The organism is Streptomyces sp. NPDC043853 (genome assembly GCF_056436025.1).
Genome location: NZ_JBWKDJ010000004.1, coordinates 1 through 13,396, shown reverse-complemented (window position 1 = coordinate 13,396; position 13,396 = coordinate 1). Strand labels below are relative to the sequence as shown.

The 13,396-nt window shown below is 72.2% G+C and carries 13 protein-coding genes; 9 read left to right on the top strand and 4 right to left on the bottom strand.

Annotation, left to right across the window (positions count from 1 at the left end; translation table 11 throughout):
- Positions 1 to 12: 12 nt before the first annotated feature.
- Positions 13 to 462 (bottom strand): metallopeptidase family protein, encoded by a 450-nt coding sequence (locus AC067U_RS12310; RefSeq protein WP_478829606.1) that lies wholly within the window; start codon positions 460 to 462, stop codon positions 13 to 15.
- 180 nt (positions 463 to 642) lie between these two features.
- Here AC067U_RS12310 and AC067U_RS12305 point away from each other — a divergent pair, with 180 nt between their 5' ends.
- The 6 genes from AC067U_RS12305 to AC067U_RS12280 all read left to right on the top strand — a co-directional run bounded on the left by AC067U_RS12305 (position 643) and on the right by AC067U_RS12280 (position 7,082).
- On the top strand, positions 643 to 1,071 hold the full coding sequence (locus AC067U_RS12305) for a DUF3499 domain-containing protein (protein ID WP_478830092.1): 429 nt from the start codon (positions 643 to 645) through the stop codon (positions 1,069 to 1,071).
- Positions 1,072 to 1,149: 78 nt separating this feature from the next.
- Positions 1,150 to 2,514 (top strand): phosphomannomutase/phosphoglucomutase, encoded by a 1,365-nt coding sequence (locus AC067U_RS12300; protein ID WP_478829605.1) that lies wholly within the window; start codon positions 1,150 to 1,152, stop codon positions 2,512 to 2,514.
- A 568-nt stretch (positions 2,515 to 3,082) separates the two neighbouring features.
- Positions 3,083 to 3,265, top strand: a complete 183-nt coding sequence (locus AC067U_RS12295; protein ID WP_393573055.1) for a Trm112 family protein — start codon at positions 3,083 to 3,085, stop codon at positions 3,263 to 3,265.
- Positions 3,266 to 3,457: 192 nt separating this feature from the next.
- Positions 3,458 to 4,591: an SIS domain-containing protein gene (locus AC067U_RS12290; RefSeq protein WP_478829604.1), complete on the top strand. Its 1,134-nt coding sequence runs from the start codon at positions 3,458 to 3,460 to the stop codon at positions 4,589 to 4,591.
- Between the two features lie 278 nt (positions 4,592 to 4,869).
- Positions 4,870 to 6,027, top strand: coding sequence for a mannose-6-phosphate isomerase, class I (gene manA / locus AC067U_RS12285; RefSeq protein ID WP_478829603.1), 1,158 nt, complete (start codon positions 4,870 to 4,872; stop codon positions 6,025 to 6,027).
- Positions 6,028 to 6,125: 98 nt separating this feature from the next.
- Entirely contained in the window at positions 6,126 to 7,082 is a 957-nt protein-coding gene (locus tag AC067U_RS12280) for a cation diffusion facilitator family transporter (RefSeq protein ID WP_478829602.1), read from the top strand.
- Positions 7,083 to 7,193: 111 nt separating this feature from the next.
- Here AC067U_RS12280 and lepB read toward each other — a convergent pair whose 3' ends face one another.
- Positions 7,194 to 7,877, bottom strand: coding sequence for a signal peptidase I (lepB, locus tag AC067U_RS12275; RefSeq protein WP_478829601.1), 684 nt, complete (start codon positions 7,875 to 7,877; stop codon positions 7,194 to 7,196).
- A gap of 418 nt (positions 7,878 to 8,295) precedes the next feature.
- Here lepB and ahcY point away from each other — a divergent pair, with 418 nt between their 5' ends.
- Both ahcY and AC067U_RS12265 read left to right on the top strand, forming a co-directional pair.
- Positions 8,296 to 9,732 carry an adenosylhomocysteinase gene (gene ahcY, locus AC067U_RS12270; protein WP_478829600.1) on the top strand — a complete coding sequence of 479 codons (1,437 nt, stop codon included), beginning with the start codon at positions 8,296 to 8,298 and terminating at the stop codon, positions 9,730 to 9,732.
- Positions 9,733 to 9,846: 114 nt separating this feature from the next.
- Complete coding sequence (locus tag AC067U_RS12265) at positions 9,847 to 10,467, top strand: hypothetical protein (protein WP_478829599.1); 621 nt, start codon at positions 9,847 to 9,849, stop codon at positions 10,465 to 10,467.
- A 12-nt stretch (positions 10,468 to 10,479) separates the two neighbouring features.
- Here the strand turns inward: AC067U_RS12265 and AC067U_RS12260 are convergent, their stop codons facing one another.
- Entirely contained in the window at positions 10,480 to 10,782 is a 303-nt protein-coding gene (locus AC067U_RS12260; RefSeq protein ID WP_478829598.1) for a hypothetical protein, read from the bottom strand.
- A gap of 47 nt (positions 10,783 to 10,829) precedes the next feature.
- On the bottom strand, positions 10,830 to 11,891 hold the full coding sequence (locus AC067U_RS12255; protein WP_478829597.1) for an RDD family protein: 1,062 nt from the start codon (positions 11,889 to 11,891) through the stop codon (positions 10,830 to 10,832).
- A gap of 116 nt (positions 11,892 to 12,007) precedes the next feature.
- Between AC067U_RS12255 and AC067U_RS12250 the strand changes: the two genes are divergently transcribed.
- A complete protein-coding gene (locus AC067U_RS12250; protein WP_478829596.1) occupies positions 12,008 to 13,015 on the top strand; it encodes a stage II sporulation protein M in 1,008 nt (335 codons plus the stop codon).
- Positions 13,016 to 13,396 lie beyond the last annotated feature (381 nt).

Below are 13,396 nucleotides of genomic sequence, written 5' to 3'. Positions count from 1 at the left end.
GGCGGAGGGGGCTCAGTCCTGCCCGTAGCGGGGGTCGACGGTCTCGGGTGACAGCCCGAGCAGTTCGGCCACCTGCTCCACCACGATCTCGTGCACCAGCAGGGCCCGGTCGTCCCGGGTCTTCGAACGGATCTCCACCGGCCGCCGGTAGACGATGATCCGGGCCGGCCGACCCTCGCGCGGCTCCACCAGCCCGCCCAGCGGCACGGCCTCGTCGCTCCATCCGGTGTCGGCGCCGCCCGGCGCCCCGGGGACCTCGGCGACCATGAACTCCACTTCGGCGAGCTGCGGCCAGCGCCGCTCCAGCCGCTCGACCGAGTCCTGCACCAGATCCCCGAAGAGCTCGGCCCGGCTGGCCGACAGCGGCACCTGCGGCGGGGCGACCGGCCCGCGCATGCCCCGGCCGTGCCGGTCGCGTCGGCGGGGGCGGGGCTCTGTGGGCTGCGGCGGGGAAGTGTCCATCACCCCGGCAGGGTAGCTCCCGGAGGCCCCCGAAGGGCCCGATTCCGCCGCCGGTGAGCGGATGACGCACAGCGGACATTCCAGGCGGGTTCCGGCAGTGGGAACGACCGGGCCAGGCATGCCGCGGGCCCGGCTCCGAGCCCTCACGGACGGGATCGCGCCACGACACGGGGGAGTGAGCTGACCCGGAGTCGTCGCGGCCCGGTCAAGAGTGCGGTACCGTCCAACGTCGTGAGCCTTGTACGTCGCTGTTCGCGCACCGCGTGCGGCCGCCCTGCCGTCGCAACACTGACGTACGTCTACGCCGATTCGACCGCAGTCCTCGGCCCGCTCGCCACCTACGCCGAACCCCACTGCTACGACCTGTGCGCCGAGCACTCGGAGCGCCTGACCGCGCCGCGCGGCTGGGAAGTCGTACGCCTGTCCGACGGTTCCGCGCCATCCCGCCCGAGCGGGGACGACCTCGAAGCGCTGGCCAACGCCGTGCGCGAGGCGGCCCGCCCCCAGGGCCGGGCGGCGGAGGCCGGCGGCAGCGGCCGGTCCGGCGCGGCGCAGCGGAACGAGACACGCCGCGGCCATCTGCGCGTACTGCGTTCGCCGGATTCCTGACGCTTTTGCGCTGCTGAAGGCCCCCGCCCGGCAGGGTAGGTTGTCCGGACGGACAGGACCCCAGGTGGAGGGCAGGCAGTGGCTGCTGATCTTTCGAACATCGTCAAGGCGTACGACGTACGCGGAGTCGTCCCGGACCAGTGGGACGAGACTCTGGCGGAGCTGTTCGGGGCGGCGTTCGTCGAGGTCACGGACGCGACGGCGATCGTCATCGGCCACGACATGCGGCCCTCGTCGCCCGGCCTGTCCGCGGCCTTCGCGCGCGGCGCGGCCGCCCGCGGCGCCGACGTCACCCTGATCGGCCTGTGCTCGACCGACCAGCTGTACTACGCCTCCGGCGCGCTCGACCTGCCGGGCGCCATGTTCACCGCCTCCCACAACCCGGCCCAGTACAACGGCATCAAGCTGTGCCGGGCCGGCGCGGCCCCGGTCGGCCAGGACACCGGCCTCGCGGACATCCGCAACCTGGTGGAGAAGTGGACGGAGACCGGCGCCCCCGCCGCGGCCGGCACCCCGGGCACCGTCACCGAGCGGGACGTCCTCGCCGAGTACGCCGCCCACCTGCGCGGCCTGGTCGACCTGTCGGCCATCCGCCCCCTGAAGGTGGTCGTGGACGCGGGCAACGGTATGGGCGGCCACACCGTCCCCTCGGTCTTCGACGGCCTCCCGCTCTCCGTCGTCCCGATGTACTTCGAACTGGACGGCACCTTCCCCAACCACGAGGCCAACCCGCTGGACCCGAAGAACATCGTGGACCTGCAGGACCGGGTCCGGGCCGAGGGCGCCGACCTGGGCATCGCCTTCGACGGCGACGCCGACCGCTGCTTCATCGTCGACGAGCGCGGCGAGGGCGTCTCCCCGTCCGCGATCACCGCCCTGGTCGCGGCCCGCGAGCTGGCCCGCAACGGCGGCACCGGCACGGTGATCCACAACCTGATCACCTCCTGGTCGGTCCCGGAGGTCGTCAAGGAGAACGGCGGCACCCCGGTCCGCACCCGCGTGGGCCACTCCTTCATCAAGGAGGAGATGGCGAAGACCGGCGCGATCTTCGGCGGCGAGCACTCGGCGCACTACTACTTCAAGGACTTCTGGAACGCGGACACCGGCATGCTGGCCGCCCTCCACGTCCTCGCGGCCCTGGGCACCCAGGACGGCCCGCTCTCGGCCCTGGTCTCCTCCTACGAGCGCTACGCCGGCTCCGGCGAGATCAACTCCACGGTCGCCGACCAGGCGGCCCGCCTCGCCGCGGTCAAGGAGGCGTACGGCTCCCGCGAGGGCGTCGAACTGGACGAGCTCGACGGCCTGACGGTCTCCTCCGCCGACTGGTGGTTCAACGTCCGCGCCTCCAACACCGAGCCCCTGCTCCGCCTGAACGTCGAGGCCCGCGACCCCGAAACGCTCACCCGCATCCGCGACGAAGCCCTCTCCCTGATCCGCGCCTGACCCTCCCGGGGGCTGGGGTCCAGCAGAACGCCTGCCCCCACCGAGGTGTGGGCAGGCACCTCCGCCGGAGGTGTGGGCACGCAGGGCGATGGGGGTCCCCCCTGCTCGAGCGAAGTCGAGAGCTTGGGGGAGGGTGGGCACACCGGAACGCCGCCCAGCGGGCTGCGCTCCCGCCCCACCGAAGCGTTGCCCCGGCTCCGCGCGCAGCCGGGCCCGGCCAGGGCGGTGGCTTCGCCGGACCCGGCACCGCCACGAGCGGAGCTCCGCCCGGACGGGGTCCGACCCCGTGAGCGGGGTCGGGGCCGAGGGAGGCTGCGCGCCCCTCGCGGGACCGGGGTGCCGTGTGCCCACCCTCCCCCAAGCTCTCGACTTCGCTCGAGCAGGGGGGACCCCCATCGCCCTGCGGCACGCCTGCCCACACGGCCGACGGGCGGGGCCCACGGCCACGGCAATGGCCGACACCCACCCGGCCCGGAAACAACCCCCGCCGAGTTCAGGGCGGCGCCCCGCAAGCCCTGGCGGTACGCTGACCTGGCCCAACCTCATACGTATCCCGAAGGGACCCCTCATGCCGCTCGAAGCCGGCCTCCTGGAGATCCTCGCCTGCCCGGCCTGCCACTCCCCCCTCCAGGACGAGACCAAGGCCGAGACGCCCGAGCTGATCTGCACCGGCACGGACTGCGGCCTTGCCTACCCGGTCCGGGACGGCATCCCGGTGCTGCTCGTGGACGAGGCCCGCCGCCCCGCCTGAGCGCCCGACCCGGGCGAACGCCCGAGCCGGGTGACCCACCCCGGCCGGGTGAGCCACCCGCGCCGGGTTACCGCCCGACCCGGGCGAACGGCCGAGCCGGCGGTGACGGACCGCCGCCGCCCCAGAGCCGTGAGCCGAGATCCGTGAGCCGAGATCCGAGAGCCTGAGAACTCAACCGACCGGAGGCCCCGCATGCTGGACGAGTCGCTGCTCGACGCACCGGAAGACCTGGCCCGCGCCGACCGCCGCGGACTGCTCCGCGGCGCGGCCGAAGCCGGGGCCCGGGTCCGCACCGCGGCCCGGCACGCGGCCGAGGCGGGCCTGGGCGACCTCCGCCCGGACGGCCGTCCCCGGACCGTCCTGATCGCCGGCCCCGGCACCGCCGCCACCGGCGTGGCCGACCTCCTGGGCGCCCTCGCCGGCGCCTCCGCCCCGGTCACCCGCCTGCACCCGACCGGCGTCGCGCACGCCGCCGGGGCGCTCCGCTGGGCCCTGCCCGGCTGGGCGGGCCCCGTGGACCTGCTGCTCGTCGCCACCACCGACGGCACCGAGCCCGGCCTCGCCCAGCTCGTCGAGCAGGCGTACCGCCGTGGCTGCACCGTGGTCGCCGTGGCCCCGCCCCGGTCCCCGATCAACGAAGCCGTCGAGGCCGCGCACGGCCTCCTGGTACCGATGGCCAAGGCCCCGTACGAGGACTACGACGAGAGCGCCGCGGCCGGCCCCGGAGCCCTCTGGGCCCTGCTCACACCCCTGCTCGTGCTGCTCGACAAGGTCGGCCTGATCGCCGCCGCCCCCGACACCCTGCAGCTCGTCGCCGACCGCCTCGACCGCACCGCCGAACGCTGCGGCCCGGCCATCGCCACGTACAGCAACCCGGCCAAGACCCTGGCCGCCGAGCTCGCCGACTCCCTCCCGCTCATCTGGAGCGAGGGCCCCGGCGCCGCCCCGGCCGGCCGCCGTTTCGCCGCCACCCTCGCCGAGCTGGCCGGCCGCCCCGCGCTCGCCGCCGAGCTGCCCGAGGCGCTGCCCCGCCACGGCGTCCTGCTCGCCGGGGCCTTCGCGGCCGGCGCCGACCCCGAGGACTTCTTCCGTGACCGGGTCGAGGAGCCGCAGGCCCTGCACACCCGGGTGGTCCTGCTCCGGGACCGGCCGTCCGGCGGGCTCACCGCCGCCCCCGCCGCCCGCGAACTCGCCCTCAGCCACGACACGGCCATCAGCGAACTCGAACCCGAGGAGGGCGGGGAGCTGGAGCAGCTCGCCGAGCTCCTCGCCATCACGGACTTCGCCACCGCCTACCTCGCGCTGGCGTCCGGGGGCCGCCCCTGAGGCGCGTACGTACCCGCGTACGAACCCGCGCACGCACCAGGGGACACCCGCCCCGCACACCCGAAGCATCGGCAACACCCACAGCATCTGCACCGCCTGCACCATCTGCACCGCCTGCACTGCCCGTACTGCCTGCACCACTCGCACCACCAGCCGCACCAGGGCGCACCCAGCGCGCGATCAGCGCACCCCCGCACCCGGCGCAGCAGCACACCTGCGAACCAGCGCACCCGTGCCCCGCCGCGCCTCCCACACCGAGGAAGCCAGGAAGACCACCGATGGACCGCCTGACGAACACCGTCCGCCCCTACGCCTGGGGCTCCACCACCCTGATCCCGGAGCTCCTCGGCACCCGGCCGACCGGCGAACCCCAGGCGGAGATGTGGCTGGGAGCGCACCCGGGCGCCCCCTCGCGCCTCGACCGCGGTTCCGGTGAGACCGCCCTGTCCGAGGTCATCGCCGCCGACCCGGAGCGCGAGCTCGGCGCGGCCACGGTAGCCAAGTTCGGGCCCCGGCTGCCCTTCCTGCTCAAGATCCTCGCGGCCGGGGCGCCGCTCTCCCTCCAGGTCCACCCCGACCTCGCCCAGGCGGCGGAGGGCTACGCCGACGAGGAGCGCCGAGGCGTCCCCGTCGACGCCCCGCACCGCAACTACAAGGACGCCAACCACAAGCCCGAACTGATCTGCGCGCTCACCCCGTTCGACGGGCTGTGCGGGTTCCGTCCGCCGCTGGAGGCCGCCGACCTGCTCTCCGGGCTCGACGTCGACTCCCTCAAGCCGTACGTGGACCTGCTGCACGCCCACCCCGAGGAGTCGGCGCTGCGCGAGATGCTGACCGCCGTGCTCAGCGCGGACCGGGAGCAGATGGCCGAGACCGTGGCCGAGGCCACCGCCGCCGCCACCCGCCTCGGCGGCGCGTACGCCCCCTACGCCGACCTCGCCCACCACTACCCGGGCGACCCGGGCGTGATCGCGGCCATGCTCCTCAACCACGTCCGACTGCAGCCCGGCGAGGCCATGTTCCTCGGCGCCGGCGTCCCGCACGCCTACATCAGCGGCCTCGGCGTCGAGTTGATGGCGAACTCCGACAACGTGCTGCGGTGCGGCCTGACGCCCAAGCACGTGGACGTGCCCGAGCTGCTGAGGATCGTGAAGTTCGAGGCGTCCGAGCCCGCCCTGCTCCGCCCCGAGGGCGACGGCGAGGAGGTCTACGAGACCCCGATCGACGAGTTCCGCCTCTCCCGCTTCGACCTGGCCCCGGCCGCCGCCCCGGTCCTCCTCCCGGCCGGCACCCCGCAGATCCTGCTCTGCACGGCCGGCTCGGCCCGGGTCGGCGAACTGACCCTGGCACCGGGCGAGTCCGTCTTCGTACCGGCAGGAGAAAAGGCCGAACTGTCCGGAAATGGTGCGGTCTTCCGCGCCACCGTGATCGCCTGACGCGCACCATCCCCACCGGGGGGATCACCAGGGGCTGCAACAATGTGCGGCCGTACCAGTGACAGCAGGGTCAGGGTCAGGAAAGGACATCCGCACTCATGAGCGCGTCGGGCGGCACCAAGGCGATCGTGGCGGCACTCGCCGCCAACCTCGCCATCGCCGCAGCCAAGTTCGTTGCATTCCTCTTCAGCGGCTCCTCGTCGATGCTCGCGGAAAGCGTCCACTCACTGGCGGACTCCGGAAACCAGGGCCTGCTGCTCCTCGGCGGCAAGAAGGCCCAGCGGGAGGCGACTCCGCAGCACCCCTTCGGCTACGGGCGTGAGCGCTACATCTACGCCTTCCTGGTCTCCATCGTGCTGTTCTCCGTCGGTGGCATGTTCGCCATCTACGAGGGCTACGAGAAGATCAAGGACCCGCACGAGATCGAGGCCTGGTACTGGCCGATCGGCGTCCTGGTCTTCGCGATCATCGCCGAGAGCTTCTCCTTCCGCACCGCCATCAAGGAGTCGAACGAGCTCCGCGGCGGGCTGACGTGGACCCAGTTCGTCCGGCGTGCCAAGGCGCCCGAGCTGCCCGTCGTGCTCCTGGAGGACCTCGGCGCGCTCGTCGGCCTGGTCCTCGCCCTGGGAGGTGTCGGCCTCTCCCTCGCCACCGGCAACGGCGTCTGGGACGGCATCGGCACCCTGTGCATCGGCACCCTGCTCATCCTGATCGCCATCGTGCTGGCCGCCGAGACCAAGTCGCTGCTGCTCGGCGAGGCCGCGGGCATCGAGGACGTCGAGAAGATCAAGACCGCCATGGTCGACGGGGACACCGTCACCGGCCTGATCCACATGCGCACCCTGCACCTGGGTCCGGAGGAGCTCCTGGTGGCCGCCAAGATCGCGGTGAAGCACGACAACACCGCGGTCCAGGTCGCGCTCGCGATCGACGCCGCCGAGCAGCGCATCCGTGAGGCGGTCCCGATCGCCCGCGTCATCTACCTGGAGCCGGACATCTACCGGGAGCCCGCGCCGGAGCAGGCCGCCGGCGCGACGGCGGCCACGGCCGAGTAGGCACCCGCACCGCTTCCGGCCGGACGGGCGCAGCGCCCGGGACCCGGCCCGGACGAGCGAAGAGAGGCCCCCCGCGAGCCATGGCCCGCGGGGGGCCTCCGCGTCTCCGCGTCAGTCCGGGACAGCCGATCCCCACACCTGCACGGCCGGTACCGGCCGCCGCCGCACCACCAGCCAGGCGATGCCCAGCCCGGTACCGATCAGCAGCTGCACCCCCGCGAGGAACACCAGGGCGCCGCCGACCGCCATCGCGGTCTGCGCTCCCCGCCACTCGACGCCGATCACGTCCGAGACCGGGACCGTTCCGTCGTCCTCCTCCAGATGGAAGCGGGAGTCGAAGGAACTGGTCCGGTTGTCGCCCATCAGGAACAGCCGGCCTTCGGGGACGGTCACGCGGAAGGAGTCGAAGGTGCCCGCCACCGGATCCCCGCGCAGATACGGCTCCTTCAGCGGCTTCCCGTTCAAGGTGAACGCCTCGGCATCACGCTCGTACGCGATCACGTCGCCGCCGACCGCCACCACCCGCTCGACCGCGTTGAAGTCCTCGCCCCAGGCGGCGGCCCGGAACAGGATGACGTCCTCCCGCCGGACCTCGGTGCCCCTCCGGAACCCGACCCGGTCACCCGGCTCATAGGTGGGCCGCATGTGCTGGCTCCGTATCTCGGCGCCGGTGAACAGGACCCGCCCCGCCACGAACGCCCCGCCTCCCACGACCGCGCCCAGGAGCAGCAGGACGAAGGCGGCGAACCCCAGCCCCCGCCCGGGCCCCCTGCCCTTCCCGTCCTCGTCCTCCACGAAGCCCCTCCCCGGATGCGTTCCGTACACAGGTGTGCCGCGCGAGGCATCGTATGGACGGAGAGCGATCTTCCGGAAAGGGCAAGCCGCCGGGTACGCCCCGGCCGAACGCGTCCGCCCGACGTCCCGCACCCGAGAAGGGCCTCAAAAGTCCGAAAGGCCCTGAACGGAACCGCCAGATGACCGAAACCGGCGCGTGAGATCTGCCAAGTCCCGCTGGGGTCCGCTGGTCCGATCGGTGTAGATTCGTTTGCAGTGCCAGACGTCGCTGCTGAGGGCAGGCGGTGCGGTCTCCATGACCGGCCGAGGGGAGAGAGGGCCTCCGACGGACCGCGCCCGGTGTGCCGTTCCCGGAAACCTCCGGCCGGTGCACGGACCAGCCGTACCCACCCTCTCGAACCACGAGGAGCAGCACGCAATGGACTTCAAGGTCGCAGACCTTTCCCTTGCCGCCTTCGGCCGCAAGGAGATCACCCTGGCCGAGCACGAGATGCCCGGCCTGATGTCGATCCGCCGCGAGTACGCCGAGACGCAGCCCCTGGCCGGCGCCCGCATCACCGGCTCCCTGCACATGACCGTGCAGACCGCCGTTCTGATCGAGACGCTCGTCGCCCTCGGCGCGGAGGTCCGCTGGGCCTCCTGCAACATCTTCTCCACCCAGGACCACGCGGCCGCCGCCATCGCGGTCGGCCCGAACGGCACCCCGGAGAACCCCCAGGGCGTCCCGGTCTTCGCCTGGAAGGGCGAGACGCTGGAGGAGTACTGGTGGTGCACCGAGCAGGCGCTGACCTGGGCGGACACCCCCACCGGCGGCCCGAACATGATCCTGGACGACGGCGGTGACGCCACCCTCCTGGTCCACAAGGGCGTCGAGTTCGAGAAGGCCGGCGCGGCCCCGGACCCGTCCACCGCGGACTCCGAGGAGTACGGCTACATCCTCACCCTGCTCAACCGCACCCTCGGCGAGAGCCCGCAGAAGTGGACGCAGCTGGCGTCCGACATCCGCGGCGTGACGGAGGAGACCACCACCGGTGTCCACCGCCTCTACGAGATGATGTCCGAGGGCACCCTGCTCTTCCCGGCCATCAACGTGAACGACGCCGTCACCAAGTCGAAGTTCGACAACAAGTACGGCTGCCGCCACTCCCTGATCGACGGCATCAACCGCGCCACCGACGTCCTCATCGGCGGCAAGACCGCCGTGGTCTTCGGCTACGGCGACGTCGGCAAGGGCTGCGCCGAGTCGCTCCGCGGCCAGGGCGCCCGCGTCATCGTCACCGAGATCGACCCGATCTGCGCCCTGCAGGCGGCGATGGACGGCTACCAGGTCACCACCCTGGACGAGGTCGTGGAGACCGCCGACATCTTCATCACCACCACGGGCAACAAGGACATCATCATGGCCTCGGACATGGCCAAGATGAAGCACCAGGCGATCGTGGGCAACATCGGCCACTTCGACAACGAGATCGACATGGCCGGCCTCGCGAAGATCGACGGCATCGTCAAGGACGAGGTCAAGCCGCAGGTCCACACCTGGACCTTCGCCGACGGCAAGGTCCTGATCGTCCTCTCCGAGGGCCGCCTCCTCAACCTGGGCAACGCGACCGGCCACCCGTCGTTCGTCATGTCCAACTCCTTCGCGGACCAGACCCTGGCCCAGATCGAGCTGTTCACCAAGCCCGAGGAGTACCCGACCGGCGTCTACGTGCTGCCCAAGCACCTCGACGAGAAGGTCGCCCGCCTCCACCTCGACGCCCTCGGCGTCAAGCTCACCACGCTCCGCCAGGAGCAGGCCGACTACATCGGCGTCAAGGTCGACGGCCCCTACAAGCCGGACCACTACCGCTACTGATCACCCGCCGATCGCCCACCGCTGAGGCGATCGGCCGATCAGCGGAACCCGAGTCAGGCCCCCGGCAGCCATGCCGGGGGCCTGCCCCGTTCCCCGTACCCAAGGACCCGCCCCATGCCCCGCGGCCGCTACTCGCTGCACGACCCGCACGACCACACCCCCCTCGGCGAGGAGCACTTCCACTGCGCCCCCGGCCCCTCCGGCTGGCGCTACGTCTCCCAGCTCACCACCCCGGACGGCGAGCACGCCGGCTCCGTGGACCTCGCCCTGGACGAGCTCGGCCGCCCCATCCGCCTCGAACTCAACGCCGCGAGCTGGCAGGTGCGCGGCGCCGCCATCGACGGGGTCACCTGGGTCCGCACCGACCCCACCGGCACCGAGGCCACCGAGGGCAACGTCCGCGCCCCCGCCTTCACCGGCACTTCCCCCGCCTTCCTGATCGCCACCGCGCGGCTGCTGCGCCTGACCCCGGGCGCCCCCGCCACCCGGGTCCGCCTCGTCCGCTTCACCGACCCGGTCCTGGCACCCCTCACCGTCGACCAGGCATGGGCCCTGCTGGCCACCGAGACCCACCCGACCGACAGCGGCCCGCTCGCCGTCGACGAATACCGGGTCACCTCCCTCGACACCGGCGAGGTCCACACCGTCCACATCGCCGGAGACGTGGTCCTCTCCGCCCCCGGCATCGAACTCGAACACCTGGAGACCCCGCCCTCGGTGTTCCCCACGGACTGACGGCCCAGGCGGTCAGTACTCCTCGTCGGGGTAGTTCCACTCCAGCACGCCCGTCGCCGCAGGCGCCGCCTCCTTCACGTACCAGGCGAAGGACTTCTCGAACTCCGGGCACCAGAGGTAGGAACGGCTGACGATGAGCGGGAAACGGGTCTCCCCGACGACGAGGCAGGCCCCGTCCTCCTCCACCGCCATCCCGACCTGGTCGGCGATGCCTTCGTCCGCCATCAGCCCGCGGAGCTCCACGATGATCGCCTGAGCCTGCGCCTCATCGGCGATGTTCGTGACCCGGAAGCCGAATCCGATATTCACTGACATGCCGAGCAGGCTAGATGATCACACCGACGACGCCACCGAGCTGCCCCTCACGCAGGCGGCGCGAACCCGGTCTTCCGGCCCGGAGAAGTCGGGGCGGCCGGAGCAGCCGGGGGACCGGCCGGCACAGCCGACGCAGCCGGTGCGGCCACCACAGGAGCGACCGGCCCGGCAGCGACCGGCCCGACAGGATCGCCGGGTATCCCGCCCGGGGCGGGCACCGGCTGCCCGGGATGGGGCGCGGGCGGCGCGGGATACGGCGCGGGCTGCCCGGAGTGGGCCACCGACTGCCCTGCATAAGGGGAGGCCGACGGGTGACCAGCGGGAGCACCCGGCCCCGCCCCCACACCGTTGCCCGCCGCCCCCGAGCCGAAGGCGCGAGCCGCATCGCGCGACTGCCGCTCGTGCACCACCGCGGCCAGGAAGGCGGCAGCCGGTATCCCGGGCGGCGGCACCGCCCCCGTCCGCGCCACCAGGTCATCCGCCAGCCGCGCCGCCATCTGCGCGCCGACCTGCGGATCCAGCTGCCCCATCCGCGTCAGGTACTGCCGTATCGCCAGCCACAGCCCGTCCGGTACGCCCGACAGGTCGAGCCCCGTGAACTGCCCGGCCAGCCAGGGCGGCGGGGGCGGCACCGGCAGCACCCGGGCCCCGGGTACCCGCTCCCGCACCACCAGCGTCCCGCCGAACACGTCCCCGAGACGTCGGCCCCGTTCCGACACCAGCGAAGCGATCACCGCGATCATCCCGAACGTCAGCAGCAGTTCGATCACGCCCATGGCCCCGCGCACCAGCGCGTGCCGGAACCGGATCGGACCACCGTCGTCCCGGACCACCCGCAGGCCGAGGGCCAGCTTCCCCAGCGAGCGACCGTGCGACAGCGTCTCCACCGCTATCGGAACACCCACCAGGATCAGCACGAACGACCCGACCGCGATCGCTGCCTGCGCGGCCTCGTCCAAGGAGGCCGTCGCGACGGCGATGCCGAGCGTGATCAGCACGTACCCGACGAAATACACGACCAGATCGAGCATGATCGCCAGCGCCCGGCTGGGCAACCTGGCCGGCCGCAGCCCGAGGACGACCGCGTCCCCCGTCACCAGACCACTCACCGAAGCCCACCCTTCACCGCAGACCTGACCTGCCCCTTGGTCTTCAAGTCTGCCAAGCTGACGACAGCCCGAGTAAGGGCTGTGGACAACCGACGGGGCAGGGGAGCGGCAAACGAATGGATCTCGACGTCTTCGTCACCGCACACCGCGCCGAGTGGGACCGGCTGAAGCAGCTCCTCGGCCGCGGCCGTCGGCTCACCGGCGCCGAGGCGGACGAGCTCGTCTCCCTCTACCAGCGGACCGCCACCCACCTCTCGCTCATCCAGTCCAGCGCTCCCGACCCCATGCTCACCGGCCGGCTGACCCAGCTGGTCGCCCGGGCCCGCGCGACCGTGACCGGCGCCCGCCGGTCCTCCTGGCGCGACGCGGCCCGCTTCTTCACCGCCGGGTTCCCCGCCGCGGTCTACCGGAGCCGCCGCTGGTGGGGGCCCACCGCGGTGCTGTCCGTCGCCCTGGGCGTCCTGATCGGCTGGTGGATCGCGACGCACCCCGAGGTCCAGGCCTCCATCGCGGCTCCGGAGGACCTGAAGGCCCTCACCCGCCCGGGCGGCGAGTACGAGACCTACTACTCCAGTCACCCGGCCGCCTCCTTCGCCGCCCAGGTGTGGACGAACAACGCGCAGGCAGCCGCCATGTGCCTGGTCCTGGGCGCGTTCCTCGGGATCCCCGTGCTGTGGATCCTCTTCCTGAACATGGCGAACCTGGGCGTCGGCTTCGGCCTGATGGCCTCCGCCGGCCGGCTCGACGTGTTCCTGGGCCTGATCCTCCCGCACGGCCTGCTCGAACTGACCGCGGTGTTCGTGGCGGCCGGCACCGGCCTCCGCCTCGGCTGGACGGTCATCGACCCGGGCCCCCGCACCCGCCGCGAAGCCCTCGCCGAACAGGGCCGCGCGGCCCTGGGCATGGCGATCGGCCTGGCAGCCGTGCTGTTCGTCTCAGGCCTCATCGAAGGCTTCGTGACCCCGTCCGGACTCCCGACCTGGGCCCGTATCGCCATCGGCATCGTCGCCGAGGCCCTCTTCTTCCTCTACGTCTACGTCCTCGGCGGCCGCGCAGCCCGCGCCGGCGAGACGGGAGACGTGGAGGCCGCGGACCGGGCGGACCAGCTGCCGACGGCGGCATGACCGCCTCGATGTGCGCCCGGCCCCGCTCTCCTGCTAGTGTCTCGTCGTCCCGCAAAGACTGTTGACACCGTCGGCGCGGGGAGGTAGATTCGAACGGTTGCGTCGGACTGGACAGTCCGATCGTCACCAACTAAAGTCTCTACTCGCTCCCGAACTCGGAATCGAATTCCAAAGTTGGAGCACACTCTCCGAAATCCTGTCGGATGTCGAAGCCGGAAAAACCCGGTGAGATTCTCTGATAGAGTCGGAATCGCCGGAAGGGAAAAGCGCGAAAGCGCCGGAACCCGAAAGCGCCGAGGAAATCGGGTCGGAAAAGATCTGATAGAGTCGGAAACGCAAGAACGAAGGAAGCGCCCGGAGGAAAGCCCGCGAGGGTCAGTA

Coding starts and splice junctions, on each gene's coding strand:
- AC067U_RS12310 (WP_478829606.1), bottom strand. CDS start 462: ATGGACACTTCCCCGCCGCAGCCCACAGAGCCCCGCCCCCGCCGACGC.
- AC067U_RS12295 (WP_393573055.1), top strand. CDS start 3,083: ATGCCGCTCGAAGCCGGCCTCCTGGAGATCCTCGCCTGCCCGGCCTGC.
- AC067U_RS12290 (WP_478829604.1), top strand. CDS start 3,458: ATGCTGGACGAGTCGCTGCTCGACGCACCGGAAGACCTGGCCCGCGCC.
- manA (WP_478829603.1), top strand. CDS start 4,870: ATGGACCGCCTGACGAACACCGTCCGCCCCTACGCCTGGGGCTCCACC.
- AC067U_RS12280 (WP_478829602.1), top strand. CDS start 6,126: ATGAGCGCGTCGGGCGGCACCAAGGCGATCGTGGCGGCACTCGCCGCC.
- ahcY (WP_478829600.1), top strand. CDS start 8,296: ATGGACTTCAAGGTCGCAGACCTTTCCCTTGCCGCCTTCGGCCGCAAG.
- AC067U_RS12265 (WP_478829599.1), top strand. CDS start 9,847: ATGCCCCGCGGCCGCTACTCGCTGCACGACCCGCACGACCACACCCCC.
- AC067U_RS12260 (WP_478829598.1), bottom strand. CDS start 10,782: ATGTCAGTGAATATCGGATTCGGCTTCCGGGTCACGAACATCGCCGAT.
- AC067U_RS12250 (WP_478829596.1), top strand. CDS start 12,008: ATGGATCTCGACGTCTTCGTCACCGCACACCGCGCCGAGTGGGACCGG.